The 24,969-nt window shown below is 69.4% G+C and carries 25 protein-coding genes and 1 tRNA gene; 15 read left to right on the top strand and 11 right to left on the bottom strand.

Annotation, left to right across the window (positions count from 1 at the left end; all coding sequences use genetic code 11):
* Window positions 1–58 precede the first annotated feature (58 nt).
* A complete protein-coding gene (locus OHA73_RS15275; protein WP_266720027.1) occupies window positions 59–1,270 on the bottom strand; it encodes an alpha/beta hydrolase in 1,212 nt (403 codons plus the stop codon).
* A 117-nt stretch (window positions 1,271–1,387) separates the two neighbouring features.
* A complete protein-coding gene (locus OHA73_RS15270; RefSeq protein ID WP_327655305.1) occupies window positions 1,388–2,029 on the bottom strand; it encodes a TetR/AcrR family transcriptional regulator in 642 nt (213 codons plus the stop codon).
* A gap of 110 nt (window positions 2,030–2,139) precedes the next feature.
* Here OHA73_RS15270 and OHA73_RS15265 point away from each other — a divergent pair, with 110 nt between their 5' ends.
* The 3 genes from OHA73_RS15265 to OHA73_RS15255 all read left to right on the top strand — a co-directional run bounded on the left by OHA73_RS15265 (window position 2,140) and on the right by OHA73_RS15255 (window position 4,777).
* Complete coding sequence (locus tag OHA73_RS15265) at window positions 2,140–3,750, top strand: MFS transporter (protein WP_266720030.1); 1,611 nt, start codon at window positions 2,140–2,142, stop codon at window positions 3,748–3,750.
* Window positions 3,751–3,964: 214 nt separating this feature from the next.
* Entirely contained in the window at window positions 3,965–4,339 is a 375-nt protein-coding gene (locus OHA73_RS15260) for a peptidase inhibitor family I36 protein (RefSeq protein WP_266720032.1), read from the top strand.
* A 126-nt stretch (window positions 4,340–4,465) separates the two neighbouring features.
* Window positions 4,466–4,777 (top strand): small hydrophobic protein, encoded by a 312-nt coding sequence (locus OHA73_RS15255; protein ID WP_267070586.1) that lies wholly within the window; start codon window positions 4,466–4,468, stop codon window positions 4,775–4,777.
* A gap of 104 nt (window positions 4,778–4,881) precedes the next feature.
* Here OHA73_RS15255 and aceE read toward each other — a convergent pair whose 3' ends face one another.
* A complete protein-coding gene (gene aceE / locus OHA73_RS15250) occupies window positions 4,882–7,629 on the bottom strand; it encodes a pyruvate dehydrogenase (acetyl-transferring), homodimeric type (RefSeq protein WP_327655304.1) in 2,748 nt (915 codons plus the stop codon).
* Between the two features lie 442 nt (window positions 7,630–8,071).
* Between aceE and OHA73_RS15245 the strand changes: the two genes are divergently transcribed.
* From OHA73_RS15245 to OHA73_RS15220, 6 genes are all read left to right on the top strand, one after another.
* Window positions 8,072–8,503: a DUF3052 domain-containing protein gene (locus OHA73_RS15245; RefSeq protein ID WP_266720038.1), complete on the top strand. Its 432-nt coding sequence runs from the start codon at window positions 8,072–8,074 to the stop codon at window positions 8,501–8,503.
* Between the two features lie 166 nt (window positions 8,504–8,669).
* Window positions 8,670–9,128, top strand: a complete 459-nt coding sequence (locus OHA73_RS15240) for a peroxiredoxin (RefSeq protein ID WP_266720040.1) — start codon at window positions 8,670–8,672, stop codon at window positions 9,126–9,128.
* Between the two features lie 131 nt (window positions 9,129–9,259).
* The gene (locus tag OHA73_RS15235; protein WP_266720042.1) at window positions 9,260–9,835 is read left to right on the top strand and encodes a TerD family protein; all 576 of its coding nucleotides are present in this window, start codon (window positions 9,260–9,262) and stop codon (window positions 9,833–9,835) included.
* A 104-nt stretch (window positions 9,836–9,939) separates the two neighbouring features.
* A complete protein-coding gene (locus OHA73_RS15230) occupies window positions 9,940–10,515 on the top strand; it encodes a TerD family protein (RefSeq protein WP_327655303.1) in 576 nt (191 codons plus the stop codon).
* A gap of 160 nt (window positions 10,516–10,675) precedes the next feature.
* Window positions 10,676–11,821, top strand: a complete 1,146-nt coding sequence (locus OHA73_RS15225) for a DUF475 domain-containing protein (protein WP_266720046.1) — start codon at window positions 10,676–10,678, stop codon at window positions 11,819–11,821.
* A 113-nt stretch (window positions 11,822–11,934) separates the two neighbouring features.
* A complete protein-coding gene (locus tag OHA73_RS15220) occupies window positions 11,935–12,678 on the top strand; it encodes a TerD family protein (RefSeq protein ID WP_266720048.1) in 744 nt (247 codons plus the stop codon).
* On the opposite strand, the gene OHA73_RS15215 is transcribed toward OHA73_RS15220, so the two are convergent.
* Complete coding sequence (locus OHA73_RS15215; protein WP_267070588.1) at window positions 12,665–13,498, bottom strand: TerD family protein; 834 nt, start codon at window positions 13,496–13,498, stop codon at window positions 12,665–12,667. The two genes, OHA73_RS15220 and OHA73_RS15215, sit on opposite strands and share 14 nt — an antisense overlap.
* 221 nt (window positions 13,499–13,719) lie before the next feature.
* Here OHA73_RS15215 and OHA73_RS15210 point away from each other — a divergent pair, with 221 nt between their 5' ends.
* The 3 genes from OHA73_RS15210 (at window position 13,720) to OHA73_RS15200 (ending at window position 18,160) form a co-directional block, all read left to right on the top strand.
* Window positions 13,720–14,892, top strand: coding sequence for an HpcH/HpaI aldolase/citrate lyase family protein (locus tag OHA73_RS15210; protein WP_327655302.1), 1,173 nt, complete (start codon window positions 13,720–13,722; stop codon window positions 14,890–14,892).
* 68 nt (window positions 14,893–14,960) lie between these two features.
* The gene (locus OHA73_RS15205; RefSeq protein ID WP_327658466.1) at window positions 14,961–17,357 is read left to right on the top strand and encodes a phosphoribosyltransferase; all 2,397 of its coding nucleotides are present in this window, start codon (window positions 14,961–14,963) and stop codon (window positions 17,355–17,357) included.
* Window positions 17,354–18,160 carry an HAD family hydrolase gene (locus OHA73_RS15200; RefSeq protein WP_266720054.1) on the top strand — a complete coding sequence of 269 codons (807 nt, stop codon included), beginning with the start codon at window positions 17,354–17,356 and terminating at the stop codon, window positions 18,158–18,160. Before OHA73_RS15205 ends, OHA73_RS15200 begins: the two co-directional genes overlap by 4 nt.
* Window positions 18,161–18,702: 542 nt before the next feature.
* On the opposite strand, the gene OHA73_RS15195 is transcribed toward OHA73_RS15200, so the two are convergent.
* The 4 genes from OHA73_RS15195 to OHA73_RS15180 form a co-directional block, all read right to left on the bottom strand.
* The gene (locus OHA73_RS15195; RefSeq protein ID WP_267070591.1) at window positions 18,703–18,915 is read right to left on the bottom strand and encodes an FmdB family zinc ribbon protein; all 213 of its coding nucleotides are present in this window, start codon (window positions 18,913–18,915) and stop codon (window positions 18,703–18,705) included.
* A 25-nt stretch (window positions 18,916–18,940) separates the two neighbouring features.
* Window positions 18,941–19,459 (bottom strand): DUF4383 domain-containing protein, encoded by a 519-nt coding sequence (locus tag OHA73_RS15190; protein ID WP_327655301.1) that lies wholly within the window; start codon window positions 19,457–19,459, stop codon window positions 18,941–18,943.
* Window positions 19,460–19,557: 98 nt separating this feature from the next.
* Window positions 19,558–20,943 carry a hypothetical protein gene (locus OHA73_RS15185; RefSeq protein WP_266720060.1) on the bottom strand — a complete coding sequence of 462 codons (1,386 nt, stop codon included), beginning with the start codon at window positions 20,941–20,943 and terminating at the stop codon, window positions 19,558–19,560.
* 99 nt (window positions 20,944–21,042) lie between these two features.
* Entirely contained in the window at window positions 21,043–21,822 is a 780-nt protein-coding gene (locus OHA73_RS15180; protein WP_327655300.1) for a DUF4097 family beta strand repeat-containing protein, read from the bottom strand.
* A 214-nt stretch (window positions 21,823–22,036) separates the two neighbouring features.
* Here OHA73_RS15180 and OHA73_RS15175 point away from each other — a divergent pair.
* Window positions 22,037–22,108 (top strand) — tRNA-Val (locus tag OHA73_RS15175).
* A gap of 34 nt (window positions 22,109–22,142) precedes the next feature.
* Here OHA73_RS15175 and OHA73_RS15170 read toward each other — a convergent pair.
* Window positions 22,143–22,577 (bottom strand): hypothetical protein, encoded by a 435-nt coding sequence (locus OHA73_RS15170; protein ID WP_327655299.1) that lies wholly within the window; start codon window positions 22,575–22,577, stop codon window positions 22,143–22,145.
* Window positions 22,578–22,738: 161 nt separating this feature from the next.
* Between OHA73_RS15170 and OHA73_RS15165 the strand changes: the two genes are divergently transcribed.
* The gene (locus tag OHA73_RS15165) at window positions 22,739–22,990 is read left to right on the top strand and encodes a DUF2277 domain-containing protein (protein WP_327655298.1); all 252 of its coding nucleotides are present in this window, start codon (window positions 22,739–22,741) and stop codon (window positions 22,988–22,990) included.
* Between the two features lie 22 nt (window positions 22,991–23,012).
* Here OHA73_RS15165 and OHA73_RS15160 read toward each other — a convergent pair whose 3' ends face one another.
* Window positions 23,013–23,645, bottom strand: coding sequence for a DedA family protein (locus tag OHA73_RS15160; protein WP_327655297.1), 633 nt, complete (start codon window positions 23,643–23,645; stop codon window positions 23,013–23,015).
* Window positions 23,646–23,884: 239 nt separating this feature from the next.
* Between OHA73_RS15160 and OHA73_RS15155 the strand changes: the two genes are divergently transcribed.
* Window positions 23,885–24,418: a superoxide dismutase family protein gene (locus tag OHA73_RS15155; protein WP_327655296.1), complete on the top strand. Its 534-nt coding sequence runs from the start codon at window positions 23,885–23,887 to the stop codon at window positions 24,416–24,418.
* A gap of 86 nt (window positions 24,419–24,504) precedes the next feature.
* On the opposite strand, the gene OHA73_RS15150 is transcribed toward OHA73_RS15155, so the two are convergent.
* Entirely contained in the window at window positions 24,505–24,954 is a 450-nt protein-coding gene (locus OHA73_RS15150; protein WP_266720072.1) for a DoxX family protein, read from the bottom strand.
* Window positions 24,955–24,969: the final 15 nt, after the last annotated feature.

The following is a 24,969-nucleotide window of genomic DNA, read 5'->3' as shown; positions in this document are numbered from 1 at the left end:
AGCGCGCGTCTCCGTCGCCTGTCGTGGCAGACCGCTGTTTCAGCACTTTCTACGCGCGTCAGGCGGAGACGTTCCCGGAGAAACCGTCCAGACAGCCCTGACCTCCGCCGGCGCAGTGCACTGTCTTGTACCCGCCGGTGCCGATGTCGGCGAAGTTGGCGAGGCTCTCGGTGCCCGGCACGAAGTAGCCGGTGTGCCCCTTGGAGTCGCCGGCCGCGAGGACGCGTGCGCCGAAAGCGGAGGAGACGGGGTCCGCTCCGTGACCGAGACCGCCCACCTCCATGTAGGGAATGTCCTGGATCCAGTCGTCCTTGTCGCGCATGGCCCACACGCGCGCGTGCGTGTTCAGGCCCGCCGCGCTCTGGGCGTGCATACCGGGACTGCCCGCCACCGCGATGTCGCTGACCCGCCCCGGCATGTGGTGCGCCGCGACGCCGCACACCACCGAGCCGTAGCTGTGGCAGTACAGGGCGACGGAGGACCGGCCGGGCAGACCGCGCAGCATGGCGTTGAGCCGCACTGCTCCGTCCTCGGCGCGCATCGCCGTGGCGGCGTCCACACCCAGGCCGGCCGGCGCGGTGTAGTCGGCCCACGCGACGACCGCGGTACGCGTGTGCGGACTGGCGCTGCGCTCGGCGCCGTACAGGGAGCGCGCCATGCCCACGGGTGCCGAGTACTGGCGGGACGTGCGCTCGAAGGTGAGCACGTTCGTGTCCACTCCCGGCACCACGACGGACACCCGCTGGGCCTTGTCGAGGTCACCGAAGACCTCGGCGACCCGGCCGGCGCCCAGAGGGTCGAAGGAGAGGATCTTGCGATCGGGCTTCTCCAGGGACGCGAACCGGTTCATGCGCTTCTTCGCGTCGGCGTGTCCGACGGACGACAACCGGTTGTCGTACATGCGCTTGTGCTCGACCTGGCGGGCCTGGTCGAGCGCGATGCGGTTGGCGCGATAGCGCAGCTCTACAGGTGCACCGTTCATATTGCCGACCGCGAGCGGATACCGGGCGGCGAGCTCGCCGCGCTGGTGGGCGCTCAGCGAGCCGAAGAAATGCGCGAGGCGGTTGGGGGAGCCGTCGTGCGCGGGCAGTGCATGTCCGTTTATCCGGCCGTGCTCCCAAGAAGTGAGCGCGGTCTGGAGCGGAGATGTGACGCCTCGCTGATGACGCACCGCGGTCCAGCCGGTGGTGGCCAGCATGACGAACACGACGACCAGCGCAAGCAGTGCGCGCCAGACGTTGAGTTGGGGAGAGGTATCGAAGGAAGTCACTGCGGGACACCCTAGGAGAAGCGCATGCGGCACCGTGAATGAGGTGAGGCGGATCACGTTTCATGTGGTGTATTTGGGTAAAACCGGACGCAGGTGCATTGGTGGCCTCACGCTGTGTCATCCCTGGTCGCGGCGCCATTGCCCGGCCAGTGAAGGCCTCAAGTGATCCAGGTACGACTCGGTGAGCGCGCGGATCGATTCGATGCTCGCGTCCTCTCCCGCGCCCCACAGGCGTCCGGTCATCCGCATGACGCCACCGAAGGCGGCGACGGCCACACGCGGCCGCGGATCACTGTCCACGTCGAGGCCTTCGCGTTCGGCGACCACGCGCGCGAGTTCCTCTTCCAGTTCGATGGAGCGGCGCAGGTGAACGGCGAGCAGGGAGGGGGTCGACTCGATCATCTGGTAGGTCCGCATGTGGAGTTCGAGCGGGATGAGCTCCTCCACGACGCGACTCATCGCATCCCATGTGCCGAGTACGGTCCGCCGCAGCGCCTCGAACGGGCTTTCCCCCAAGGGGCGTTCATGCAGCGCGGCGACGAAGCGGGACTCCACCGTCTGCTGCACCGCGAGCGCGACCTCCTCCTTGTTCGCGAAATACCGGAAGAACGTGCGCTGGGACACTCCGCATGCGTCGGCGATCTCGTCGACCGTCGTCCGGTCGAACCCCTGGGTCGTGAAGAGCTCAAGTGCGGTGCGCAGCAAGGCGTTTCGAGTGCGTTGCTTCTTGAGTTCACGCAGGTTGATTCGATCCGTCATGGTTCTCTTTCTTGCCGTTTGTGCAGCTCACCCTAGTGTGAGCGACGTGACAGTCGCTGACTTGTGAAATGATTCGCCAACTGTCAGTGGCTGTCATTAGCCTCGAACACATGACTAGTCAGACCACTGTCGACAAGGCGGATCGGGTTCCGGAGCCCGAGCACGTCCCGGCACCGACCAAGGGGCTGCGCGGTCACCCCTGGTTGACACTTTTCTCCGTCGCGATCGGCGTCATGATGGTCGCCCTCGACGGCACCATCGTCGCGATCGCCAACCCGACTATTAAGAAGGACCTCGGCGCGACCTTCGCCGACGTCCAGTGGATCACCAACGGCTACTTCCTCGCCCTCGCGGTCACGCTGATCACCGCGGGCAAGCTCGGTGACCGATTCGGTCACCGGCAGACGTTCCTCATCGGTGTCGTCGGCTTCGCCGCCGCGTCGGGGGCCATCGGCCTGTCCGACAGCATCGCCTTCGTCGTCACCTTCCGCGTGCTCCAGGGCCTGTTCGGGGCACTGCTCATGCCTGCCGCGCTCGGCCTGCTGCGCGCCACGTTCCCCGCCGAGAAGCTGAACATGGCGATCGGTATCTGGGGCATGGTCATCGGCGCCTCGACCGCCGGTGGGCCGATCGTCGGCGGGCTGCTCGTCGAGCACGTCAGCTGGCAGTCGGTCTTCTTCATCAACGTCCCCATCGGCGTTCTCGCCCTGGCCCTGGGGGTTTTCATCCTCCTGGACCACCGTGCCGAGAACGCGCCGCGGTCCTTCGACATCCTCGGCATCGTGCTGCTGTCCGGCGCGATGTTCTGCCTGGTCTGGGCGCTCATCAAGGCGCCGACCTGGGGCTGGGGCGACGGCATGACCTGGACGTTCATAGCCGGTTCTGTGCTGTGCTTCGTGCTGTTCGCGCTCTGGGAGACCCGCGTCGCCGAACCACTCATCCCGCTGGCCCTGTTCCGGTCCGTGCCGTTGTCGGCCGGTGTGGTGCTGATGGTGCTGATGGCCATCGCGTTCATGGGCGGACTGTTCTTCGTGACGTTCTACCTCCAGAACGTGCACGGCATGAGCCCGGTCGAGAGCGGAATGCACCTGCTGCCGCTGACCGGCATGATGATCGTCGGCTCCCCGCTGGCGGGGGCGATGATCACGAAGTTCGGCCCTCGTGTCCCGCTGGCCGGCGGCATGACGCTGACCGCCGTCGCCATGTACGGGATGTCCACGCTGGAACCGGGAACGGGCAGCGGGATCATGTCCGTCTGGTTCGCCCTGCTGGGGCTCGGCCTCGCGCCCGTGATGGTCGGAGCGACGGAAGTCATCGTGGGCAACGCCCCGTTGGAGCTCTCCGGCGTGGCCGGCGGACTCCAGCAGGCCGCGATGCAGATCGGCGGAAGCCTCGGCACCGCCGTGCTCGGCGCCGTCATGGCGTCCAAGGTCGACAGCGATCTCGCCGGGAACTGGACGGGCGCCGGGCTCCCGCCGCTCACGCACGCCCAGCTGGGCCAGGCGTCGGAGGCGGTCCAGGTCGGTGTCGCGCCGGTGCCGCCGGGCGCCCCGCCGGCGCTCGCCGAGAAGATCACGGGCGTTGCGCAGGACACCTTCATCTCGGGCATGAGCATGGCCTGCCTGGTCGCCGCGGGTGTCGCCGTCGTCGCCATCTTCGTCGCGCTGCTCACCAAGCGCGGAGAGAACGCGGAGGCGGGCGCGGGCGCAGCGCACATCTGACGGCCGGCCATCGGGCCGGGTCGCGTGAAATCACCTTTGAGCTGCGCGAAACCGCTCGTACGAGGGAAGCCCCCGGGAACGATCCGGGGGCTTTCGCTTATCAGGGTGACGTCCCTCGACAGCCCTTCCCGGAACCAGAGCTTCCGGGCCAGAGTGTCTGGCAGGCGATCAGTCGCGAACGCAACTGGTCGACACGACACGGGGGTTGAAGCACATGCGTACTTTCATGACCACGGCTGCCGCCGCGACCGCGCTCGCCGCGGTGGCGCTCACTCCGGGCCTCGCCACCGCGGCGGCGCCACCGACCTTGGGCGACTGCGCGGCGGGGGAGCTGTGTCTGTGGGGCAAGAGCGGGTTCAAGGGGTCCCGGCACGCCTATGAGCTGGCCGATATCGACATCGAGAGCTGCATCGCGCTGCCGGAGGGGAGCAGCGCGGCGTCCCTCGCCAACCGCACGGGCCGTCCCGTCACCACCTACCAATCCGCGGTGTGCGCGGAGACCGGCGAGTTCCAGACGTACCCGGGCAGCGGGACGTGGGAGCCCGAATCCCCTTACCGCGCGCGGGCGTTCAAGGTCTGGGAGCAATAAGGGCCCGGCAGGGACAGTCCCGACAGGGACAGTGGAGTACGCGCGCGATAGACCGCGGCAAGCGGGGTACCCGAAGCATCGCCCGAGTCCGGAAGAACCGGAAGCACCGGAAGAACTCAGGGAGTGATGATGGCGGGCTTCGGACACACCACGCGCAAGCACCCCCGCTCACGTGGCCGCGCAGGGTCACGGACCGGGCCGGACCGCGCGTCGCTCGGAATCATCGGCCTCATCTGCGCGATCGTCGGCTTCTTCAGCCTGGGGATCGTGTTCGGACCGGTCGCCGTCGTCTGCGGTTGGCTGGCCATGGGCCGACGCTGGACCGGCACACAGTCGGTACCGGCACTCGTCGCGGTCGTGCTCGGCGCGATCGTCACTCTGCTCGCGGTGGTCTCGCTGGCCTCTGCGGCAGGGCCGCTCGCGGGAGGAGCGTTCTGAGCGCGAGTCGGTAGATGCCGAAGGGCGGCGAGGCCGAGGCTCTCGCCGCCCTTTGCCGAGGCACCGCTCAGGCGGGCACCGCGCACCGCTCAGGCAGACACCGCTCAGGCGTCGCCCCCGGCCGCGCCGGGATCGGCGGCCGCGACATCGAGCAGCTGGTAGCGGTCGATCGCCTGCTTGAGGACCGAGCGGTCGACCTTGCCCTCGCGCGCCAGCTCCGTGAGCACCCCGACCACCACCGATTGGGCGTCGATGTGGAAGAAGCGACGTGCGGCGCCCCGGGTGTCCGCGAAACCGAAACCGTCCGCACCCAGCGACTGGTACGTGCCGGGCACCCACCGCGCGATCTGGTCGGGGACGGCGCGCATCCAGTCGGAGACCGCGACGAACGGCCCCTGCGCGCCGGACAGCTTCTGCGTCACGTAGGGCGTGCGCTGCTCCTCTTCCGGGTGCAGCAGGTTGTGGCGCTCCACCTCCACTGCGTCGCGGCGCAGTTCGTTCCACGATGTGGCGGACCAGACGTCGGCCCGCACGTTCCAGTCCTGGGCGAGGATCTGCTGCGCCTCGATCGCCCACGGGACGCCGACGCCCGACGCCAGGATCTGGGCGGGGATCGAGCCCGAAGTCCCGGTGCTGATGCGGTGGATGCCCTTGAGGATGCCCTCGACGTCGACATCGGCCGGTTCGGCGGGGTGCTGGATCGGCTCGTTGTAGACGGTGAGGTAGTAGAAGACGTCCTCACCCGGCTTGCCGTCGGCGGTCGGTCCGTACATCCGGCGCAGACCGTCCTTGACGATGTACGCGATCTCGTAGGCGTACGCCGGGTCGTAGGCGACGCAGGCGGGGTTGGTCGAGGCGAGCAGCTGCGAGTGCCCGTCCGCGTGCTGGAGGCCCTCGCCGGTCAGCGTCGTACGGCCGGCGGTCGCACCGAGGACGAAGCCGCGCGCCAGCTGGTCGCCCATCTGCCAGAACTGGTCGCCGGTGCGCTGGAAACCGAACATCGAGTAGAAGACATAGACCGGGATCAGCGGCTCGCCGTGGGTCGCGTAGGCGGATCCGGCGGCGATCAGCGAGGCCGTGCAGCCCGCTTCCGAGATGCCGTCGTGCAGCATCTGGCCGGTGGCCGACTCCTTGTAGGCGAGCAGGAGTTCACGGTCGACGGACTCGTACTGCTGGCCGAGCGGGTTGTAGATCTTCGCGCTCGGGAAGAAGGAGTCCATGCCGAAGGTGCGGTACTCGTCGGGGGCGATCAGCACGAAGCGCTTGCCGATCTCCTTGTCCCGCATCAGGTCCTTGAGCAGCCGGACGAAGGCCATCGTGGTGGCGATCGACTGCTGCCCGGAGCCCTTCTTGACGCCCGCGTACGCCTTGTCGTCCGGGAGCTGAAGGGGCTTCGCGCGCACGACGCGGGTCGGGACGTACCCGTCCAGCGCCTTGCGGCGGTCGTGCATGTACTGGATCTCCTCGGAGTCCCGGCCGGGGTGGTAGTACGGCGGGGCGCCGCCCTCCAGCTGCGCGTCGGTGATCGGGATGTGCAGCCGGTCGCGGAAGCCCTTGAGGTCGTCGACCGTCAGCTTCTTCATCTGGTGCGTGGCGTTGCGGCCCTCGAAGTTCGGGCCGAGGGTCCAGCCCTTGACCGTCTGCGCCAGGATGACCGTCGGCTGCCCCTTGTGCTCCCTGGCGGCGGTGAACGCGGCGAAGATCTTCTTGTGGTCGTGACCGCCGCGGCCCAGGTGCTGGATCTCCTTGTCGGTCATGTTCTCGACCATCGCGCGCAGGCGGTGGTCGTCGCCGAAGAAGTGTTCGCGGATGTAGTCGCCGGTCTCCGTGGCGTACGTCTGGAACTGGCCGTCGGGCGTTGTGTTCAGCCTGTTGACCAGGACGCCGTCCCGGTCCCGCGCGAGCAGCGGGTCCCAACTGCGGTCCCAGACCAGCTTGATGACGTTCCAGCCGGCGCCGCGGAACTGGGACTCGAGCTCCTGGATGATCTTGCCGTTGCCGCGCACCGGGCCGTCGAGGCGCTGCAGGTTGCAGTTGACGACGAAGGTGAGGTTGTCGAGGCCCTCACGGGCGGCGATGGAGAGCTGGCCCAGCGACTCGGGCTCGTCCATCTCGCCGTCGCCGAGGAAGGCCCACACCTGCGACTTGGAGGTGTCGGCGATGCCGCGGGCCTCCATGTAGCGGTTCATCCGGGCCTGGAAGATCGCGCCGAGCGGGCCGAGGCCCATGGAGACGGTGGGGAACTCCCAGAAGTCCGGCATCAGACGCGGGTGCGGGTACGAGGACAGCCCGTTGGGCGCCTTCGACTTCTCCTGGCGGAAGCCGTCGAGCTGCTCCTCGCTGAGCCGGTCCAGGAGATAGGCGCGGGCGTAGATGCCCGGAGAGGCGTGGCCCTGGAAGAAGACCTGGTCACCGCCGTCGCCCTCGTCCTTGCCGCGGAAGAAGTGGTTGAAGCCCACGTCGTACAGGGAGGCGGAGGAGGCGAAGGTGGCGATGTGACCGCCCACGCCGATGCCGGGCCGCTGGGCGCGGGACACCATCACCGCCGCGTTCCACCGCGTCGCGTTGAGGACCTTGCGCTCGATGTCCTCGTTGCCGGGGAAGAACGGCTCGTCCTTGGTGGCGATCGTGTTGATGTAGTCCGTGCTGCGCATCTCGGGCACGGCCACGCGCTTCTCGCGGGCCCGCTCGATCAGCCGGAGCATCAGGTACCGGGCCCGCTCGCGGCCGCGCTCGTCGATTGCGGCGTCAAGGGAGTCGAGCCACTCCTGGGTCTCTTCGGGATCGAAGTCCGGGACCTGGCTGGGGAGACCGCCAATGATGATCGGGTTGCGATCGGATCCGGAAACCACGCTGTTCCTTCACTGTCGGTGATGCCACTGTTCCACTGTCGGGTACGCCGGGTACGCCGTTGTCCATCGTGTACCTCGAATTCGGAATCGTCATCTCTACCGAGAGGTAATTCGAGGTCCGGTCCGTGTCCCACCAGCCGTCGCGCTCAAACCGTCACGATACGCCGATTTCGCTCAGGTGTTCTGTGAGGGGCGACGGACGCCGGTCGCCCTCAGTGCTCGGGCAGTGACGGGCAAAGCTGACAGATCGCTGTGGCATACATCACTGGCCAGCGGGGATCCTTGACAGGAGTTGCGGTGACACAGCCTGGAAAGTCACCGTTTCGGCGGTCTTGACGGCCGGGTACTTGCGCGATCCGTCGCGCACGTGTGGACTACGGCCAATGCTTCGCGCGTACGCGAGGCTGTAGACAACTTCGTAAACACGATCAGGAGGCAATCCGTGAGCGCGACCGCGGACCACGCGGAAACGAACCTTGCCGTAAGGCTTGGTTTCCAGACCGACCAGGTGGTCCAGGAGATCGGCTACGACGACGACGTCGATCAGGAGCTCCGAGAGACCATCGAGGCGGCTATCGGCTCCGAGCTCGTCGACGAGGACTACGACGACGTGGCTGACGCCGTGGTGCTCTGGTTCCGTGATGACGACGGGGACCTTACTGATGCGCTGGTGGATGCCATCGCTTACATGGAGGAGGGCGGGTCCATCCTGCTTCTGACGCCGAAGACCGGCCGCGACGGTTACGTCGAGGCCAGTGAGATCGGCGAGGCCGCCACTACGGCGGGCCTGACCGCGAGCAAGAGCGTCAGCGCGGGTAAGGACTGGACCGCAAGCCGTCTGGCCACACCGAAGGCAGCCGCCAAGAAGCGATAGCAGTCGCGGCGGAACGAGAACCCAGGGCCCCCGCAGGTGCGCCACAGCGCCCGCGGGGGCCCTCACGCATGGTCGGGCGCCCCCGCACCCACCTGCGCGGCGGCGCCCGAACGCGGCCAACTAGGCTGAAGCCACCCGAACAGCCCCACGGAAGGGAAGCTTCACCATGGCGATCGAGGCCGGCACCAAGGCTCCGGAGATCGAGCTCAAGAACCAGCACGGCGAGACCGTGAAGCTCTCGGACTTCCGGGGCGAGAAGAACGTGGTGCTGCTCTTCTACCCGTTCGCCTTCACCGGGGTGTGCACCGGGGAACTGTGTGCGCTGCGTGACGAGTTGCCGAAGTTCGTCAACGACGACGTGCAGCTGCTCGCCGTATCGAACGACTCCCCGTTCTCGCTGCGCGTCTTCGCCGAGCAGGAGGGCCTGGAGTACCCGCTCCTGAGCGACTTCTGGCCGCACGGCGAGGCCTCGCGCGCGTACGGCGTCTTCGACGAGGAGAAGGGCTGCGCGGTGCGCGGCACGTTCATCATCGACAAGGAGGGCGTCGTCCGCTGGACCGTCGTCAACGGCCTGCCCGACGCGCGTGACCTGAACGAGTACGTCAAGGCGATCGACGCCCTGTAGGGCGAGTACCGGCGGACGACACCGTGCAGGATCCCTCGCCGGGGCGGGAACCCCTTACTAGGATCCAGACGTTGATCCGATACCAGAGCACTACGGGGGCTCCCCGCCCCTAGAGACCATAGGGAGGATTCGTGGGAGTCAGCCTCAGCAAGGGCGGCAACGTATCGCTGAGCAAGGAGGCCCCTGGCCTCACGGCCGTGGTCGTGGGCCTCGGGTGGGACGTCCGTACCACCACGGGTACGGACTTCGACCTCGACGCCAGCGCCATCCTGACGAACGCCGAGGGCAAGGTCCGCAACGACCAGGACTTCGTGTTCTTCAACAACCTGAAGAGCGCGGACGGCTCGGTCGAGCACACCGGTGACAACACCACCGGTGAGGGCGAGGGCGACGACGAGCAGGTCAAGGTCGACCTCGCCTCGGTTCCGGCCGATGTCGACAAGATCGTGTTCCCGGTGTCGATCTACGACGCCGAGAGCCGTCAGCAGTCCTTCGGCCAGGTGCGCAACGCGTTCATCCGCGTCGTGAACCAGGCGGGCGGCACCGAGATCGCCCGTTACGACCTCTCCGAGGACGCCTCGACCGAGACCGCGATGGTCTTCGGTGAGCTGTACCGCAACGGGGCGGAGTGGAAGTTCCGCGCTGTCGGCCAGGGCTACGCGTCGGGTCTGCGCGGCATCGCGCAGGACTTCGGCGTCAACGTCTGAGCCGAAGCACCGCAGCACGTTCATCCCGTCCGGCGCCGCACCTCCAGTGCGGCGCCGGACGCGCTCGACCACAGCACCACCACACCTCGGGGAGGACCACGATCATGGGCGTCACACTCGCCAAGGGAGGCAATGTCTCCCTCTCCAAGGCCGCACCCAACCTCACACAGATCCTGGTCGGGCTCGGATGGGACGCGCGCTCCACCACCGGAGCCGACTTCGACCTCGACGCCAGCGCACTGCTCTGCAGCGGTGGCCGGGTCATGGGTGACGAGTGGTTCATCTTCTACAACCAGCTCAAGAGCCCCGACGGTTCGGTCGAGCACACGGGGGACAACCTCACCGGTGAGGGCGAGGGCGACGACGAGTCGGTCCTGGTCGACCTCTCCAAGGTGCCGGCCGACTGCGACAAGATCATTTTCCCGGTCTCCATCCATGACGCGGACAACCGCGGCCAGACCTTCGGCCAGGTCAGCAACGCGTTCATCCGTGTCGTGAACCAGGCGGACGGCCAGGAGCTCGCCCGTTATGACCTCTCTGAGGACGCATCCACCGAAACTGCCATGATCTTTGGCGAGGTGTACCGATACGGAGGAGAGTGGAAGTTCCGGGCAGTCGGCCAGGGGTACGCGTCCGGGCTCCGGGGCATCGCTCTAGACTTCGGAGTCAACGTTTCCTAAAGCGTTTTCCTGGTGAGGTTCAAGCTCGGGCGGTTCCGGGGTTTTCCTGCTGGGGGTCCGGGGGTCGTCCCCCGGAAGAATGCAGTGTAAAGCCGTGCGCGGAGCGGGGGAGCCCCGTACAACCAGCACGGGGAAACCCGTACACATGATGGGGTAGCCAGTGGTTCTGAAAACCTTCGGCTGGTCGTTCGCGATCACCGTGCTCGGCTTGATTGCCGCGGTGTTCTACGACGGATGGGAGGCCTTCGGGGTCGTCCTGATCCTCGCGATCCTGGAGATCTCGCTCTCCTTCGACAACGCGGTGGTCAACGCCGGAATCCTGAAGAAGATGAGTGCCTTCTGGCAGAAGATCTTCCTCACGATCGGCGTGCTCATCGCCGTCTTCGGTATGCGGCTGGTCTTCCCTGTCGTGATCGTCGCCATCAGCGCCAAGCTGGGCCCGGTCGAGGCGGTCGACCTCGCGTTCAACCAGCCCGACCGCTATCAGCAGTTGGTCACGGACGCGCACCCGTCCATCGCCGCCTTCGGTGGCATGTTCCTGTTCATGATCTTCCTCGACTTCATCTTCGAGGAGCGCGACATCAAGTGGCTCGGCTGGCTGGAGCGCCCGCTCGCCAAGCTCGGCAAGGTCGACATGCTGTCGGTCTGCATCGCCCTGATCGTGCTGCTCATCGCCTCCATGACCGTCGCGGTCAACGCGCACCAGCACGGCGGCGCCCACGCGGACAAGCAGGCCACCGTGCTGCTCGCGGGTGTCGCGGGCCTCATCACGTACCTCGTCGTGAACGGTCTGTCGGGCTTCTTCGAGCACCGTCTCGAGGAAGAGGAGGAGCGTGAGCACGAGGCCGAGGAGAAGGCCAAGCGCGAGGGCAAGCCGCAGTCGGCGGTCGTGATGGCCGGCAAGGCCGCGTTCTTCATGTTCCTCTACCTCGAGGTCCTGGACGCGTCCTTCTCCTTCGACGGCGTGGTCGGCGCCTTCGCCATCACCAACGACATCGTGATGATGGCCCTCGGCCTCGGTATCGGTGCCATGTACGTCCGTTCGCTCACGGTCTACCTGGTCCGCCAGGGCACCCTGGACGACTACGTGTACCTGGAGCACGGCGCGCACTACGCGATCGGCGCGCTCGCCGTGATCCTTCTGGTCACCATCCAGTACCAGATCAGCGAGCTCATCACGGGCTTCATCGGAGTCGTGCTGATCGCCTGGTCGTTCCTGTCCTCCGTGCGGCGCAACAAGCGCCTCGCGGCGGCCGAGGGCGACTCCGGGAGTTCGGACAAGACCGAGGTGTCATCAGGAGTCTGATTCACGGGTTTGACCCCTGGGGCATTCCTGGAACGCTTTGAGCGGGGCGGTTGTACGAGGACAAGTCCTCAGCGGCCGCCCCGTCGGCATGTACGGCGGCACTTGGGGGCGGTATGTCCTTCTGGGACAGGGTATGGCGCGGGAACTCCGCACAGTTCGAGTTCGATTCGGGCAGCGCGGCGACCAACTCGATCGAACTCACCAAGCGACATCCGGTCGTCTCGCTCTCCAAACAGGGCGCGGCCACCGGCAACCTGCGGGTCAACCTGTCGTGGCGGATGCGGACTTCGGACATCGGCGGCTCCAAGCGGAACAGCCTGGTGCGGCATCCGTTCAGCATGTTCAAGCCCGATGTGGTGCAGGCACACACCCAGTCGATGGTCAATGTGGACCTCGACCTCGGCTGCCTGTACGAGCTGAAGGACGGCACGAAGGGTGTCGTACAGCCGCTCGGCAGTTTCTTCGGGGCGCTCAACGAGGCGCCGTACGTGAAGCTCAGCGGTGACGACCGGTTCGGCTCGGCGTCCGGTGAGACGATCTACGTCAATCTCGATCACCGCGACTCCATCAAGCGCCTGCTGGTGTTCGTCTACATCTACGACCAGACGCCGGCGTTCGACCGTACGCACGCCCACGTGACGCTGTACCCGAGCAACGGCCCCCGGATCGAGATCAGCCTCGACGAGCGGGCACCGCAGGCCCGCTCGTGCGCCGTGGTCTCCATCGAGAACGTGAAGGGCGACTTCGTCGTACGTCGCGAAGTGCGCTTCGTGTACGGGTTCCAGGCCGAGCTCGACCGGCTGTACGGGTGGGGCCTGCAGTGGGGCCGGGGCTACAAGTCCGTCACTGGCCGATGAACTGCGGCCCCTGCGGCGGGAGCTTGAAGGCCGGGTCGGGCCACGCCGACACCGGCTGCGGGTACCCGTACGCGGGCGGCTGCTGCTGGGTGGCGGCCGCGGGCGGATAACCGTACGAGGGCGGCTGCTGGGGCGGCAGCGGGAACGACGTCGCCGCGACCGGAGCGGCCTCGGGCATCGGTCCGGGAGCCACGAGGGGCGGCGCGGGCTCGGCGACCGGGGGGCCGGGCACGGGCTCGGGCCCGTCGGCGGAAGCGGCATCGGGTTCGGCGGATTCGTCGACCGAGATGCCGAAGTCCGTGGCGAGGCCCACCAGGCCGTCGGAGTAGCCCTCGCCGACCGCGCGCAGCCGCCAGCCGTCACCGCGCCGGTACAGCTCGCCGCAGATCAACGCGGTCTCGGCACCGGTCTCTGGCTTGATATCGAAGTACGCGATCGGCTCGGCGCCCTCGGCCCCGGCGTCGTAGAGGGACAGCCGCAGCGACCGCACGGTCTCGAAAGGAGTGGCGTCCGGGTCCGTGGAGGCCGTCACGAGGATCCGGGTGATCTCCTCGGGAACGCCCGAGAGGTCCGCCTGAACGGTGTCCGTCATGCCGTCCGCGACGCGCTTCTGGCCGAGCCGCCAGACCTTCCCCGAGGGGTGGCGCGGCTGGTTGTAGAAGACGAAGTCCCCGTCGGACCGGACGCGTCCGTCGGCCGTGAGCAGCAGCGCCGAAGCGTCGACGGTCGGCGCGCCCTGCCCCGAGGACCAGCGGAGCACGGCGCGCACCGCCGTGGCGTCGAACGGGACGTTCGCCCCCTTGAGCATCGCGTGCGTCATGCGGTCATCCTGCCTCCCCGCTCCTGGTCGGGACAACGCGGGGTGCAAAGATCGACATCTCTGTGCGCAGGCCTCGCCCGCCGCGCGCGAGGCCCGGAAAACAGCACACGACATGCGCCAGTTACCAGAACTTCATTACGGACGGGAACCTTTGACACACCCTTGTACGTACTATTACCGGCCACATCATTTCGGGTGGACCGGCAGTACGGGGGAGTCTTATGCGTCATTTCGGGCACATCGCCCCTGAGGTGCGGGAGCGTCTGTTCCACGAGGAGCCGCGGGACTTCACCGCGGGCTCCCCGCCCCGCATGCTCGCGGCGGCACTCGGGGCGACGCTCTACAGTCCGGCGACCCGCCCCCAGCTCGCGGACGACGTGCTCAAGCAGGCCGGACGCGGCGTCGTCTCCATGGTGCTGTGCCTGGAGGACTCGATACACGACGGCGAGGTGCCGGGCGCCGAGGAGAACCTGATGCGGCAGTTCGCCGAGCTCGCGGGCCGGGTCGCCGAGGGGGCCGAGCCGCCCCTGCTCTTCATCCGGGTACGGGCCCCGGAGCAGATCACCGATCTCGTGGCACGGCTCGGCAGCTCCGTGGACCTGCTGTCCGGATTCGTGCTGCCCAAGTTCACCGAGGAGCGGGGCGTCCCCTTCCTGGAGGCCCTCACCGCCGCCGAGGCGGCCACCGGACGTCGGCTTTTCGCCATGCCGGTCCTGGAGTCGCCCGATCTGCTGCACCTGGAGACCCGCGGCGAGACGTTGGCCGGCATCGCCCGCGCCGTCGACAAGTACCGCGACCGCGTCCTCGCGCTGCGCCTCGGCGTCACCGACTTCTGCTCGGCGTACGGGCTGCGCAGGCCCGCGGACATGACGGCGTACGACGTCCAGATCGTGGCCTCCGTCATCGGTGACGTGGTCAATCTGCTGGGCCGGGCGGACGGCACCGGGTTCACGGTGACCGGGCCCGTCTGGGAGTACTTCCGCCACCAGGAGCGGATGTTCAAGCCGCAGCTGCGCCGCAGCCCCTTCCTGGAGGGGCGGGCCGACGACCTGCGGCAGGCGCTCATCCAGCACGACATGGACGGGCTGCTGCGCGAGATCGAACTGGACCGGGCCAACGGACTGCTCGGCAAGACCTGCATCCACCCCACGCACGTGCTGCCCGTGCACGCGCTCTCCGTCGTCAGCCACGAGGAGTACAGCGACGCCCGCGACATATTGCGGCCCGAGCGGGACGGTGGCGGTGTGCTCCGGTCGGCGTACACGAACAAGATGAACGAGGTGAAGCCGCACCGCGCATGGGCGGAGCGGACGCTGCGGCGCGCGGAGGCGTTCGGGGTGGCGCGGGAGGACGTGGGGTTCGTGGAGCTGCTGACGGCCGGGTTGCCGGGATGAGGGACGAGGAGAGTCGGGCTTTCGGGGTGCGTGAATTCGGGGTGCGTGAGGCGAGAGGCAGCGGGAACGTGGTGTGGTCGGGGGAGTGGGTCGCCGAGCGGCTCGGGGTCGGGCTGACGGGTGACCGGGAGCTGTCCGGACTGCTTGGGCTCGCGCTGCGGCGCAACCCCAAGCGCGCCCACCTCCTGGTGTCGAACGTGCTGGGCAAGCACGTTCCGCAGCGCCCATCCGTGGTGTGGGGCGCGGGGCGTGAACTCGGCGTCCGCGTAAGGGAACTGCTGGGCGACGAGGCGGCGCGCCGCGCGGTCGTCCTCGGCTACGCCGAGACGGCGACGGGACTCGGGCACTCGGTCGCCGACGGTCTGGCCCTCGCGACCTATCTGCACTCCACGCGCAGGCCGGTCGAGGGCGTGGCCCGCGCGGGCGGCTTCGAGGAGTCCCACTCGCACGCCACCTCGCACCTGCTGCTGCCCGAGGACCCGCACCTGCTCGCGGGGGACGGCCCGCTGGTCCTCGTCGACGACGAGTTCTCCACGGGGAACACGGTCCTGAACACCATCAGGGCGCTGCACGAACTGCACGCGCGCGAGCACTACGTCATCGTCGCGCTCGTCGACATGCGCTCGCCGGGCGACCAGGGGCGGCTCGAGGAGTTCGCGCGCGACATAGGGGCGCGGGTCGACCTGGTGGTCGCGGCGCGCGGCACGGTGGAGCTGCCGGACGGGGTGCTCGAGAAGGGGCAGGCTCTCGTCGCCGCGCACGAGGGCGGGCAGCTGCCCGCACCCCGCCGGGAGCGCGCCGAGCTGGTGCGCCTCGACGACCTCGGCTGGCCGCGGGGCCTGCCGGACGGCGGACGGCACGGGTTCACACCGGAGCACCGGGAGCGCCTCGAAGCGGCGCTGCCCGACATGGCCGCGCGCCTCGCGCCGCACCTCGGCGAGGGGCGCGTGCTCGTCCTCGGCAACGAGGAGTTGATGTACGCGCCGCTGCGCCTCGCCACCGAGTTGGAGGCGGCGGGCGCCGACGTCGCGTACTCCACCACGACCCGCTCGCCCGTCCTCGCCGTCGACGACCCCGGCTACGCGATCCGCAGCCGCCTCGTCTTCCCGGCGCACGACGCGCCGGCGGACGGGCCGGGAGACCGGTTCGCGTACAACGTCGCGGGGGGCGGCTTCGACACGGTCGTCGTCGTGCTCGACTCGGTGGGCGACACCGCTGAACTCGACGGCCCGGGCGGGCTGTTGGAGCAGGTGGCCGCGCACGCGTCGCGGGTGGTCGTGGCCGTGGTGCCGTCGTACGTTCCTCAGGAAAGGTCCTCCATGCCGTTGCCCGAGCCGCTGCGCGGTCCCGCGTTCTCCTCGTACGCGCCGGACGAGGTGGGGTGGCTGCTCCAGGACCTGTCGGACGTCCAGCTGGAGGCGCCGACCGAGGAGCGCGAGGAGGCCATTCAGGGCGGGGGCGCGCACTACGCGGAGTCGCTGCCCGTCGAGTACCAACCCAGCGCGCAGTACCAGGAGTTGTTCCACGCGGCTCTTGAGGCGTCGGCGGGGCGAATAGCCCACGCGGTGGGCGTGGTCACCGAGACGGTGCTCGCCGAGCGCTCGCCGCGACCGGTCCTTGTGTCGCTCGCGCGCGCGGGGACGCCGGTGGGAGTGCTGATGCGTCGCTGGGCGCTGCGACGGCACGGGCTCGAGCTGCCGCACTACGCGGTGTCGATCGTGCGCGGACGGGGGATCGACGCGAACGCGCTGCGCTGGCTGGCCGCGCACCACGATCCGGCGGATGTGGTGTTCGTGGACGGGTGGACCGGCAAGGGCGCCATCACGCGGGAACTCGCGGCCGCGGTCGCCGAGTTCGAAGGGTTCGACCCGGAGATCGCCGTGCTCGCCGACCCGGGGTCGTGCGTGCGGACGTACGGGACGCGGGAGGACTTCCTCATCCCCTCGGCGTGTCTCAACTCCACGGTGTCCGGGCTGATTTCGCGGACGGTGCTGCGGTCCGACCTGGTCGGGCCCGATGACTTCCACGGGGCGAAGTTCTACTCCGAGCTGGCCGGTTCGGACGTCTCCGGGCGGTTCCTCGATGCGGTGGAGGAGCGGTTCGCGGAGGTCGCCGACGCGGTCGACGCCGAGGCCAAGGAGTTGCAGGGGGTCGATCGGGCGCCCACGTGGGAAGGGTGGGCGGCCGTGGAGCGGATCAGCGAGGAGTACGGGATCCACGACGTGAACCTGGTGAAGCCCGGGGTCGGCGAGACGACGCGGGTGCTGCTGCGGCGGGTGCCGTGGAAGATCCTGGCGCGGGCGGACGCGGGGGCGGACCTCGACCATGTGCGGTTGCTGGCGGAGCAGCGGGGGGTTCCGGTGGAGTTGGTGGACCAACTGCCGTACACCTGCGTCGGGTTGATACATCCGAAGTTCACGCGTGGGGCGACGGGGACGGACGGCAAGGCGGTGGCGGCCAAGTGACCACGCCCGTTGTCGTCGCGAGTGACCTCGACCGTACGCTCATCTACTCCGCCGGCGCGCTCGGCCTGACGATGCCCGATGCCGAGGCGCCGCGGTTGCTCTGCGTCGAGGTGTACGAGGGCAGACCCCTGTCGTACGTCACCGAGGACGCCGCCGAGTTGCTGGTCGAGCTGGGGCGGCGCGCGGTGTTCGTGCCCACGACCACGCGGACGCGGGAGCAGTATGCGCGGGTGCGGTTGCCGGGGGCGGCGCCGACGTATGCGATCTGTGCGAACGGTGGGCACCTGCTGGTCGACGGGGTGTCGGACCCGGAGTGGCGGCGTGCGGTCGGGGAGCGGCTCGACTCGGAGTGTGCGCCGCTCGGGGAGGTGCGGGAGCGGATGGTTGCCGCGGCGGATCCGGCGTGGCTGCTGAAGGAGCGGGTCGCGGAGGATCTGTTCGCGTACCTGGTCGTCGACCGGGCGGCGCTGCCGGAGGGGTGGGTAAAGGAGCTCGGGGAGTGGGCCGACGGGGTCGGGTGGGGTGTGTCGCTTCAGGGGCGGAAGGTGTATGCCGTGCCGAAGCCGTTGACCAAGGGGGCGGCGGTTTCGGAGGTTGCGCGGAGGGTTGGGGCGGGGTTGACGTTGGGGGCGGGGGATTCGTTGCTGGATGCGGATTTGCTCCGCGTGGTGGATCGGGGGTGGCGGCCGGGGCACGGTGAACTGGCGGATGTGGGGTGGGTGTCGCCCGGGGTGACGGTGTTGGGGGAGCGGGGGGTTGCTGCGGGGGAGGCGGTGTTGCGGGGGTTTCTCGGGGCGCTGTGAGGGTGGCCGGAGGCGGGGGCGCGCCTTAGCTGTGCCGTGCCGGGGTTGGCGCCCGTCGTGAGGGGTGCGCGGCACCGGGGTCTTTTGGGCTGCGACGGGGTCGGCGCCTGAGGTGATGGGCGCGCTGCACCGGGGTGCCGCCTTGCCCACCCTGCCGCCCAAGGCGGCAGATTGCCCAAGGCGCGTGCGGTCGACCGCAACGGGTGGGGAGCCGGGGGTGGCGCGGATTGCCCAAGGCGGTGGCGGCGTCGGCCGCCAGGGGTGGGGAGCCGGGGCTGGTGGCAGATTGCCCAAGGCGCGTGCGGTCGACCGCCACGGGTGGGGAGCCGGGGGTGGCGCGGATTGCCCAAGGCGGGGCGGCGTCGGCCGCCAGGGGTGGGGAGCCGGGGGTGGCGCGGATTGCCCAAGGCGGTGGCGGTCGACCGCCAGGGGTGGGGAGCCGGGTTGGCGGCGGATTGCCCAAGGCGGGGGCGGAGCCGACCGTGAGTAGCCGCAGCCGCAGCCGCAGCCGCAGCCGCAGCCGCAGCCGCAGTCGTGAGGGGTCAGCCGCAGCAGCCGCCTCCGCAGCAGCCGCCGCCTCCGCCGGCCCCGGCGGGTGGGGTGGAGGTTGTGCCGGCTACTGAGACCGTTGAGAGGAGCTTGATCGTGTCCTCGTGGCCCTCGGGGCAGGTGGCCGGGGCGGCGGAGGCGGACATGGGGCGGGACAGTTCGAACGTGGTGGTGCAGCTGCGGCAGCGGTACTCGTAGCGTGGCATGCGCCAAGAGTACGGTCAGACCTGGTCAGTTGGTGTGTGCCTGGCTATGCCTGGCCTGCCAGTACGGGTTGTTGTGCGGGAGGGATCCGCTCACCCGTCCGTACATGCCGAAGCACATCAGCAGCACGCCGACGACAAAGCTGAACAGCACGTTCTGGATGCGGAACGCCAGGAAGTTGAAGCCGGTGTCCAGCAGGGCCAGGTTCACGAAGCCGCTGAGGATGAACAGGATGCCCAGCGTCATGTTGAGCGTCGACGCGAAGTTGCCGCCGATCACCATGCCGACGAAGAGCAGCAGGCCGACGCAGATGGACAGGACGCTCAGCGCGCCGTTCGTACTGAGGCCCGCGACGGTGTCCCCGCGGGTGTCGAAGAAGCCGATCTTGTCGATGAGCCCGAGGATCCCGAACGCCAGCAGGACGAGCCCCATCAGGCCCGCGCCGGTGCGGTACACCTTGCTGAGCCGGTGATCGAGGGGCAGATGCTCGTCGAGCGTGACATGGCGTCGGGGATGGGGACCGGGGTGGAGTACGTGCGTGGACATGATCGCCTCGCCTCCTCGCACGCGGCACGTGTGCACCTGACGTACGTAAGTGACTTACGTACCTCAAGGGTCCGCCCGTCACCCGGCGAACGCCAACCTCAGACGCCGCCGCCCCGGTCCTCCCGGATCTGCGTGACCACGCGGGCCACCGTCCGCCGCACGCCCTCCGTCTCGGTCAGGAAGTGCCAGTAGTCGGGGTGGCGCCCCTCCAGGCCCGCGACGGCGCGGTCCAGGCGGGCCACGGAATCGTCGAGAGGGCGGGCGTGCCGCGGGTCCGGCGTGGAGCGGCCCGCCATCGCGAGGCGCTGCGCGTCCCGGATCGCGAACCGGGTGCGGTCGATCTCCGCCCGCGGATCCTTCGCCACCGCGTTCAGCCGCTGCAGGCGGTCGGAGGCCGCCGACACCGACTCGTCCGTCGCGTTCAGCAGGGCACGGACCGTGGACAGCAGCGCCGTCGCGTTCGGCCAGTCCTGGCTCTCGCGGGCCGAACGCGCCTCGGCGAGCTTGGACTCGGCCTGCCGCACGTTCTCCGCGGCCATGTCCGGCACGGACTGGAGGTCCTGCCAGCACGCGACGGTGAACCGGCGCCGCAGCTCGCTGAGCACCGGCTCGACCTGCCCCGCCCGCGTCTGGAGCGCCTGCGCGCGGGTCCGCAGCGAGACGAGCCTGCGGTCGATCTCGGACGCCCGCTCGGGCAGCCGCTCGGCCTCCGCCCGTACCCTCTCGGCATCCCGCGCGACCCGCTCCGCGCGCTCCAGCGTCTCCGGTACGCCGTGCTGCCCCGCCCCCTGGTTCAGCCTGGTCAGCTCGGGGCCGAGCGCGGCGAGCCGGGCCGCCAGGTCGTCGGCCTTCAGGCCCGCCTGCCGTACGGAGTCGAGCGCGGTCGTCGCCGCAAGCAGGGACTGCCGGGCGCGCTCCACGGACGGGGCGAGCCGCGCGAGCTGTGTCTCCGCCTTGCCGAGCAGCGGTCCGATGCCCTGCGCGAAGCGGTCCAGGTCCTGCTTGACCTGCGTCAACTGCTGCTTCGCCTGCGTCAGTTGGGCATGGGCGCGGGAGGCGGCGGACGCCTCCAGGTCGTCCCTGTCCAGGTCGTGCGCGTCGACCGCGGTGATGTACTGCCCGCTGACCTCGTCGATACGGCGGCCGAGCGCCGCGAAGTCGTCGACGGCGCGGCGGGCCGCCGGCGAGTCGTCGACCGCGGTGATCGTCTCTATCGAGATCCGCAGATCCCGCTGGGCGGTGTCCAGCTCGTAGAAGGCGGCGGCCGCATCGTCCTTGGCGGTCTGCGCCTGCGCGCGCTGCGACTCGGCGCGGCCCCCGAACCACCGCCGGGTGCCCCCGGCGTTGAACGCGCCCGTGAGCGCGGCCGTGAGGAGCGGGAGGGGCAGGAGGGTGAGGGTGACGAAGTCCCGGAGCGGGCCTGAGCGGCGGCGGTCCCCGCGAGGGCGTGGATCACGGTCGGGGGACGACGGATGCTGTCGCATGGATGTCGTCGTCGCCGTCACAAACCTCTCCTGTGCTGCCCGTACGGTTCTTAACCGGTGTCCATTCTCCCACCGGTTAAGAACGAATACACGGGCCGGTTAGTTCGCGGTTCGGACCGTGACTTTCCCGTCCTCGGTGCGGGCGGATACCCGGTGGTCACTGTGGGTGTCGCGCGGGACGGAGACATCGACGGCGCCGTCCTGCGTGTCGGTGGTGACGTCGTACGCGGCGGAGCCGGGCAGCCCGAGGGTCAGGGCGCCGTCCTGGGTGCTCGCCTCGACGCGGGCGGGGGCCGTGCGCAGGTCGACCCGGGCGCTGCCGTCCTCGCTGTGGACGGTGACCCGGCGGGCGTCGATGCCGGAGGCGTGCAGGGATCCGTCCTCGCCGGTGAGGCGCAGTGGGCCCGAGGCGTTCTCGACGCGGACCGAGCCGTCGCTCGTCGTGATGTCGAGCCCGTTCTTGAAGTCGCGGGCGTGGACACTGCCGTCGTCGTTGCGGACGGCCACGGCGATGCCGCGCGGCACCTCGACGCGGTGCCGGACCGAGCAGTCGGCGATGAGGCCGTTGCAGTGCAGGCGCAGGGTGAGCCGGTCCTCGTCGGACTGCCATTTCCACGTCGCCTTCGGCGAGGAGCCGATCACGGTGGAGCCCTGGAACCACCGGGTGACCTTCACCTGGTCGCCGTCGCCGGGGACCAGGTCGAGCCGCGAGTCGTCCGAGTCGACCGTGAGCGTCCTGCCGTGCAGGGCGAAGGAGCGGTGCTGGGGCTTCTCGTCGTCGGAGGAGTCGGCCCCGCACGCGGTCGCGAGCGTCGCGACGGCGACCGCGGCTCCGGCGGCGGCCAGGACGCGGACGGTGCGAGGCGAGCGGACTGACATGGTGAACTCCCCGTGTGGAACCCGGTGTTGCGGCACCGACCCGGTGGCCGGCACTCATGAACGTACGGGGGTGGGGATCGCCTCCGGGATGTGGACGGCCACCGGATTCCGAGGGGGGTTAACCCCCGCAGGCGTCGCGGCCGTCACGGGATTGCGGAGCATCGGCACCGGCAAGGTAGTCTGTCCATTCGTCCTGGCCACACGCCGGGATCACGGGCGCGTAGCTCAGGGGTAGAGCGTCTGCCTTACAAGCAGAATGTCGGCGGTTCGAAACCGTCCGCGCCCACCGTGAAGCACGATGAACGAAGGCCCTCAGGCGATCAAGCCCGGGGGCCTTCGTCGTTGCCGGGACCTTCGTCGTTGCCGGGACCTTCGTCGTTGCCGGGACCTTCGTCGTTCCCGGAGGCGTCGTGTGCGGGCTCGTCGTGCACGTGCTTGAGGCGTGCGCGGGCCCGCACCGCGTCGCCGCCCTTCAGCTCGGACCAGTACCGATGGCACGTCACGAAGACGGCCAGTTCCAGCTCGCGCCTGCGGAGTTTCTCCACCTCCGCCTGATCGTCCTCGCTCCAGCCGGGCGAGGCCGCGCGCTCCGTCTTGCGCCAGCCCTGCGTGTCTATGACTGCGTCGTGGGGCTCGACCGACCAGGGGAGCCGCTTGAGCAGGGCCAGGAGCTCGGCCCTGATCTGATGCAGCTCTGCCTGGCCGGCGAGAAGGTCGCCGGGGTAGTCGAAGTCGGAATCATCGGTCGCTGCCACCCGGCAATGGTACGTCTGTTCGAATTCAGGGTGCGAGCAACTTCGGGTACTTCATCGGGTGGTTCACGCGAACGTGTGGTCGATCGGGGGCCCGGCCGTTGGATGCCCGGCCGTGGGGCGATCGCCGGGTGCGGAGCGCTGACCGGCGGCAGACTGGAGGCATGTGCCGCAGCATCAAGACCCTTCGCCCGCCCGCGCTCCCCGAAGAGGCCACCGGGGACGAGATCAGGGCTGCAGCCCTGCAGTACGTGCGGAAGGTGTCCGGCTTCCGGGCGCCGGCCGCACACAATCGCGAGGTGTTCGAACGGGCGGTGGACGACATCGCCCGCGCGACCGCCGAGCTGCTCGACGGCCTGGAGGTGCGCGGGGCCGCGCACTCGAAGGAGCCGAGGGAGGCGGCTCAGGCCTCTTGAGCCGAAGGCCGAGCGGAGCGGCTCAGGCCTCCTGGGTCGCCGGTGCCGGCCTGCGCATCACATACGCCGCCACCGCGCCCGCGCCCACCAGAGCGAGGACCGAGACGACGGTGGAGAGCCAGCTCGCGCCGAGCCACTGCGCGCCGAAGTAGCCGAGCGCCACGCTGTACGCGGCCCAGGCCACGCCCGCGGCGGCCGACCACGGCAGGAACTCGCGGACCCGGCGGTGCGCCGTACCGGCCGCGAAGGAGACGACCGAGCGGCCCGCGGGCGCGAACCGGGCGATGATCACGAGCAGCCCGCCGCTGGAGCGCGCGAGCGCCCCGCCGAGACGTTCCTGCGCGGTGCTCAGGCGCCGGGAGCGGGCGAGGGCGCGGTCCAGGCGCTCGCCGCCGCGCCAGGCGATCCGGTAGGCGACCAGGTCGCCGAGGACCGAGGCCGTCGCGGCGCAGAGCGTGAGGGCGAGCAGGTCCGGGAGGTCGGGGTGCGGCACGCCGCCGGTGGCGGCAGCGCCGCCCGCGGTCGCGGTGGCCGCGGCGATCACGAGGAAGCCGCTGGGCAGCACGGGCACGAACACGTCGAAGACGACGGAGAGCGCCACGATCGCGTAGATCCACGAACTGTCGGTCAGTGACCCCAGGACACCTTGCAGCACTGTTCGCCTACTCCCGTACGGACCGTTCCGGTGATTTCCGGCCGTTCCTCCCGACAGGAGCGGCTGACATGACAGCTCTACAGCGTACGCCTCAGAAGTGGCTGAAGTGGCGAAAGGGGCACAGTTGTTCCTGATCTCACGTTCCCGCGTGTTCCTGCCGTGATGGGTCGGTCACGTCCCGTACCAAAAAGTCGGTACAGGACGGGTCTGGTGACCCCAAGTGATCGGAGGAAACGGAAATGAAGGCGAAAATCGTGACAGGTGTCCTGGCGGCGGCCGCGCTCGCGGTGACCACCGGCAGCGCAAGCGCGACGGCGAGTTACTGGGTGCGGATGGCGGGGCACTTCTCGCCGCCCAACGCGTTCGTCGCGTCCTCGGCGCTCACGTACGACAAGGCCCTCGTGCCCCCGGCGTCGTCGATCGAGGTGTCGCAGCACGGGACCGACTCGTCCGGCATGACGGTGAGTATGCGGGTGAGAGGGCTCGTACCGGGCCACAAGTACGGCGCGCACGTGCATCAGAAGTCGTGCGGCGCCGACCCCGAGGCGGCGGGCGGGCACTACCAGAACGTGGTGGACCCGAAGCGGGTGACCGCGGAGAACGAGCTCTGGCTCGACTTCACCGCCGACGCGAAGGGCAATGGCGGCGCGAAGGTGCACAAGTCGTGGGGGCTGCGGCACGGCGGCGCGGGCTCCATCGTGATCCACGACAAGCCGGGCGCGTCGGGGGACCGGGTGGCGTGCTTCTCGGTGCCGTTCACCTCGATCTCCTGAGGTCTTACGTGTAAGTACGCGTACGGCGGCGGCCCGCCCTCCACGAGTTCACGTGGGGAGCGGGCCGCCGTTGTACGCGCGGAACCTCAGGCCGGGACGGCCTCGCCGGTCCGTGCCGTGTCCTCGACCCGTTCGCCGCGTCCGGCGAAGAGGCGGTCGAGGCCCAGCGCGCCGGAGCCGGTGAAGACGAGCAGCAGCATCGCCCAGCAGAACAGCACGGAGGCCTCGCCGCCGTTCTGGAGCGGCCACAGCGACTCGGGCTGGTGGACCTTGAAGTACGCGTAGGCCATCGAGCCCGACGCGATGAAGGCGGCGAAGCGGGTGCCGAGGCCGAGCAGCACGAGGCCGCCGCCGACGAGCTGGATCACGGCCGCGTACCAGGCGGGCCAGACGCCGGTCTCGACGCTGCCGCCGCCCATCGCCCCGCCGAGGACGCCGAAGAGCGAAGCGGCGCCGTGGCAGGCGAAGAGCAGGCCTATGACGATGCGGAAGAGGCCGAGAGCGTAGGGCTGGGCGCGGTTGAGACGTCCAGTCATGGTGGGGCTCCTTCG

Origin of the sequence: Streptomyces sp. NBC_00483, from assembly GCF_036013745.1 — a bacterium.
Classification (GTDB): Bacteria; Actinomycetota; Actinomycetes; order Streptomycetales; family Streptomycetaceae; genus Streptomyces.
Note: the sequence above shows the minus strand (reverse complement) of the source record. Positions and strands in the feature narration are given on the sequence as shown.

Coding starts and splice junctions, on each gene's coding strand:
- OHA73_RS15270 (WP_327655305.1), bottom strand. CDS start 2,029: ATGACGGATCGAATCAACCTGCGTGAACTCAAGAAGCAACGCACTCGA.
- OHA73_RS15265 (WP_266720030.1), top strand. CDS start 2,140: ATGACTAGTCAGACCACTGTCGACAAGGCGGATCGGGTTCCGGAGCCC.
- OHA73_RS15260 (WP_266720032.1), top strand. CDS start 3,965: ATGCGTACTTTCATGACCACGGCTGCCGCCGCGACCGCGCTCGCCGCG.
- OHA73_RS15255 (WP_267070586.1), top strand. CDS start 4,466: ATGATGGCGGGCTTCGGACACACCACGCGCAAGCACCCCCGCTCACGT.
- OHA73_RS15240 (WP_266720040.1), top strand. CDS start 8,670: ATGGCGATCGAGGCCGGCACCAAGGCTCCGGAGATCGAGCTCAAGAAC.
- OHA73_RS15230 (WP_327655303.1), top strand. CDS start 9,940: ATGGGCGTCACACTCGCCAAGGGAGGCAATGTCTCCCTCTCCAAGGCC.
- OHA73_RS15220 (WP_266720048.1), top strand. CDS start 11,935: ATGTCCTTCTGGGACAGGGTATGGCGCGGGAACTCCGCACAGTTCGAG.
- OHA73_RS15215 (WP_267070588.1), bottom strand. CDS start 13,498: ATGACGCACGCGATGCTCAAGGGGGCGAACGTCCCGTTCGACGCCACG.
- OHA73_RS15210 (WP_327655302.1), top strand. CDS start 13,720: ATGCGTCATTTCGGGCACATCGCCCCTGAGGTGCGGGAGCGTCTGTTC.
- OHA73_RS15195 (WP_267070591.1), bottom strand. CDS start 18,915: ATGCCACGCTACGAGTACCGCTGCCGCAGCTGCACCACCACGTTCGAA.
- OHA73_RS15190 (WP_327655301.1), bottom strand. CDS start 19,459: ATGTCCACGCACGTACTCCACCCCGGTCCCCATCCCCGACGCCATGTC.
- OHA73_RS15185 (WP_266720060.1), bottom strand. CDS start 20,943: ATGCGACAGCATCCGTCGTCCCCCGACCGTGATCCACGCCCTCGCGGG.
- OHA73_RS15180 (WP_327655300.1), bottom strand. CDS start 21,822: ATGTCAGTCCGCTCGCCTCGCACCGTCCGCGTCCTGGCCGCCGCCGGA.
- OHA73_RS15165 (WP_327655298.1), top strand. CDS start 22,739: ATGTGCCGCAGCATCAAGACCCTTCGCCCGCCCGCGCTCCCCGAAGAG.
- OHA73_RS15155 (WP_327655296.1), top strand. CDS start 23,885: ATGAAGGCGAAAATCGTGACAGGTGTCCTGGCGGCGGCCGCGCTCGCG.
- OHA73_RS15150 (WP_266720072.1), bottom strand. CDS start 24,954: ATGACTGGACGTCTCAACCGCGCCCAGCCCTACGCTCTCGGCCTCTTC.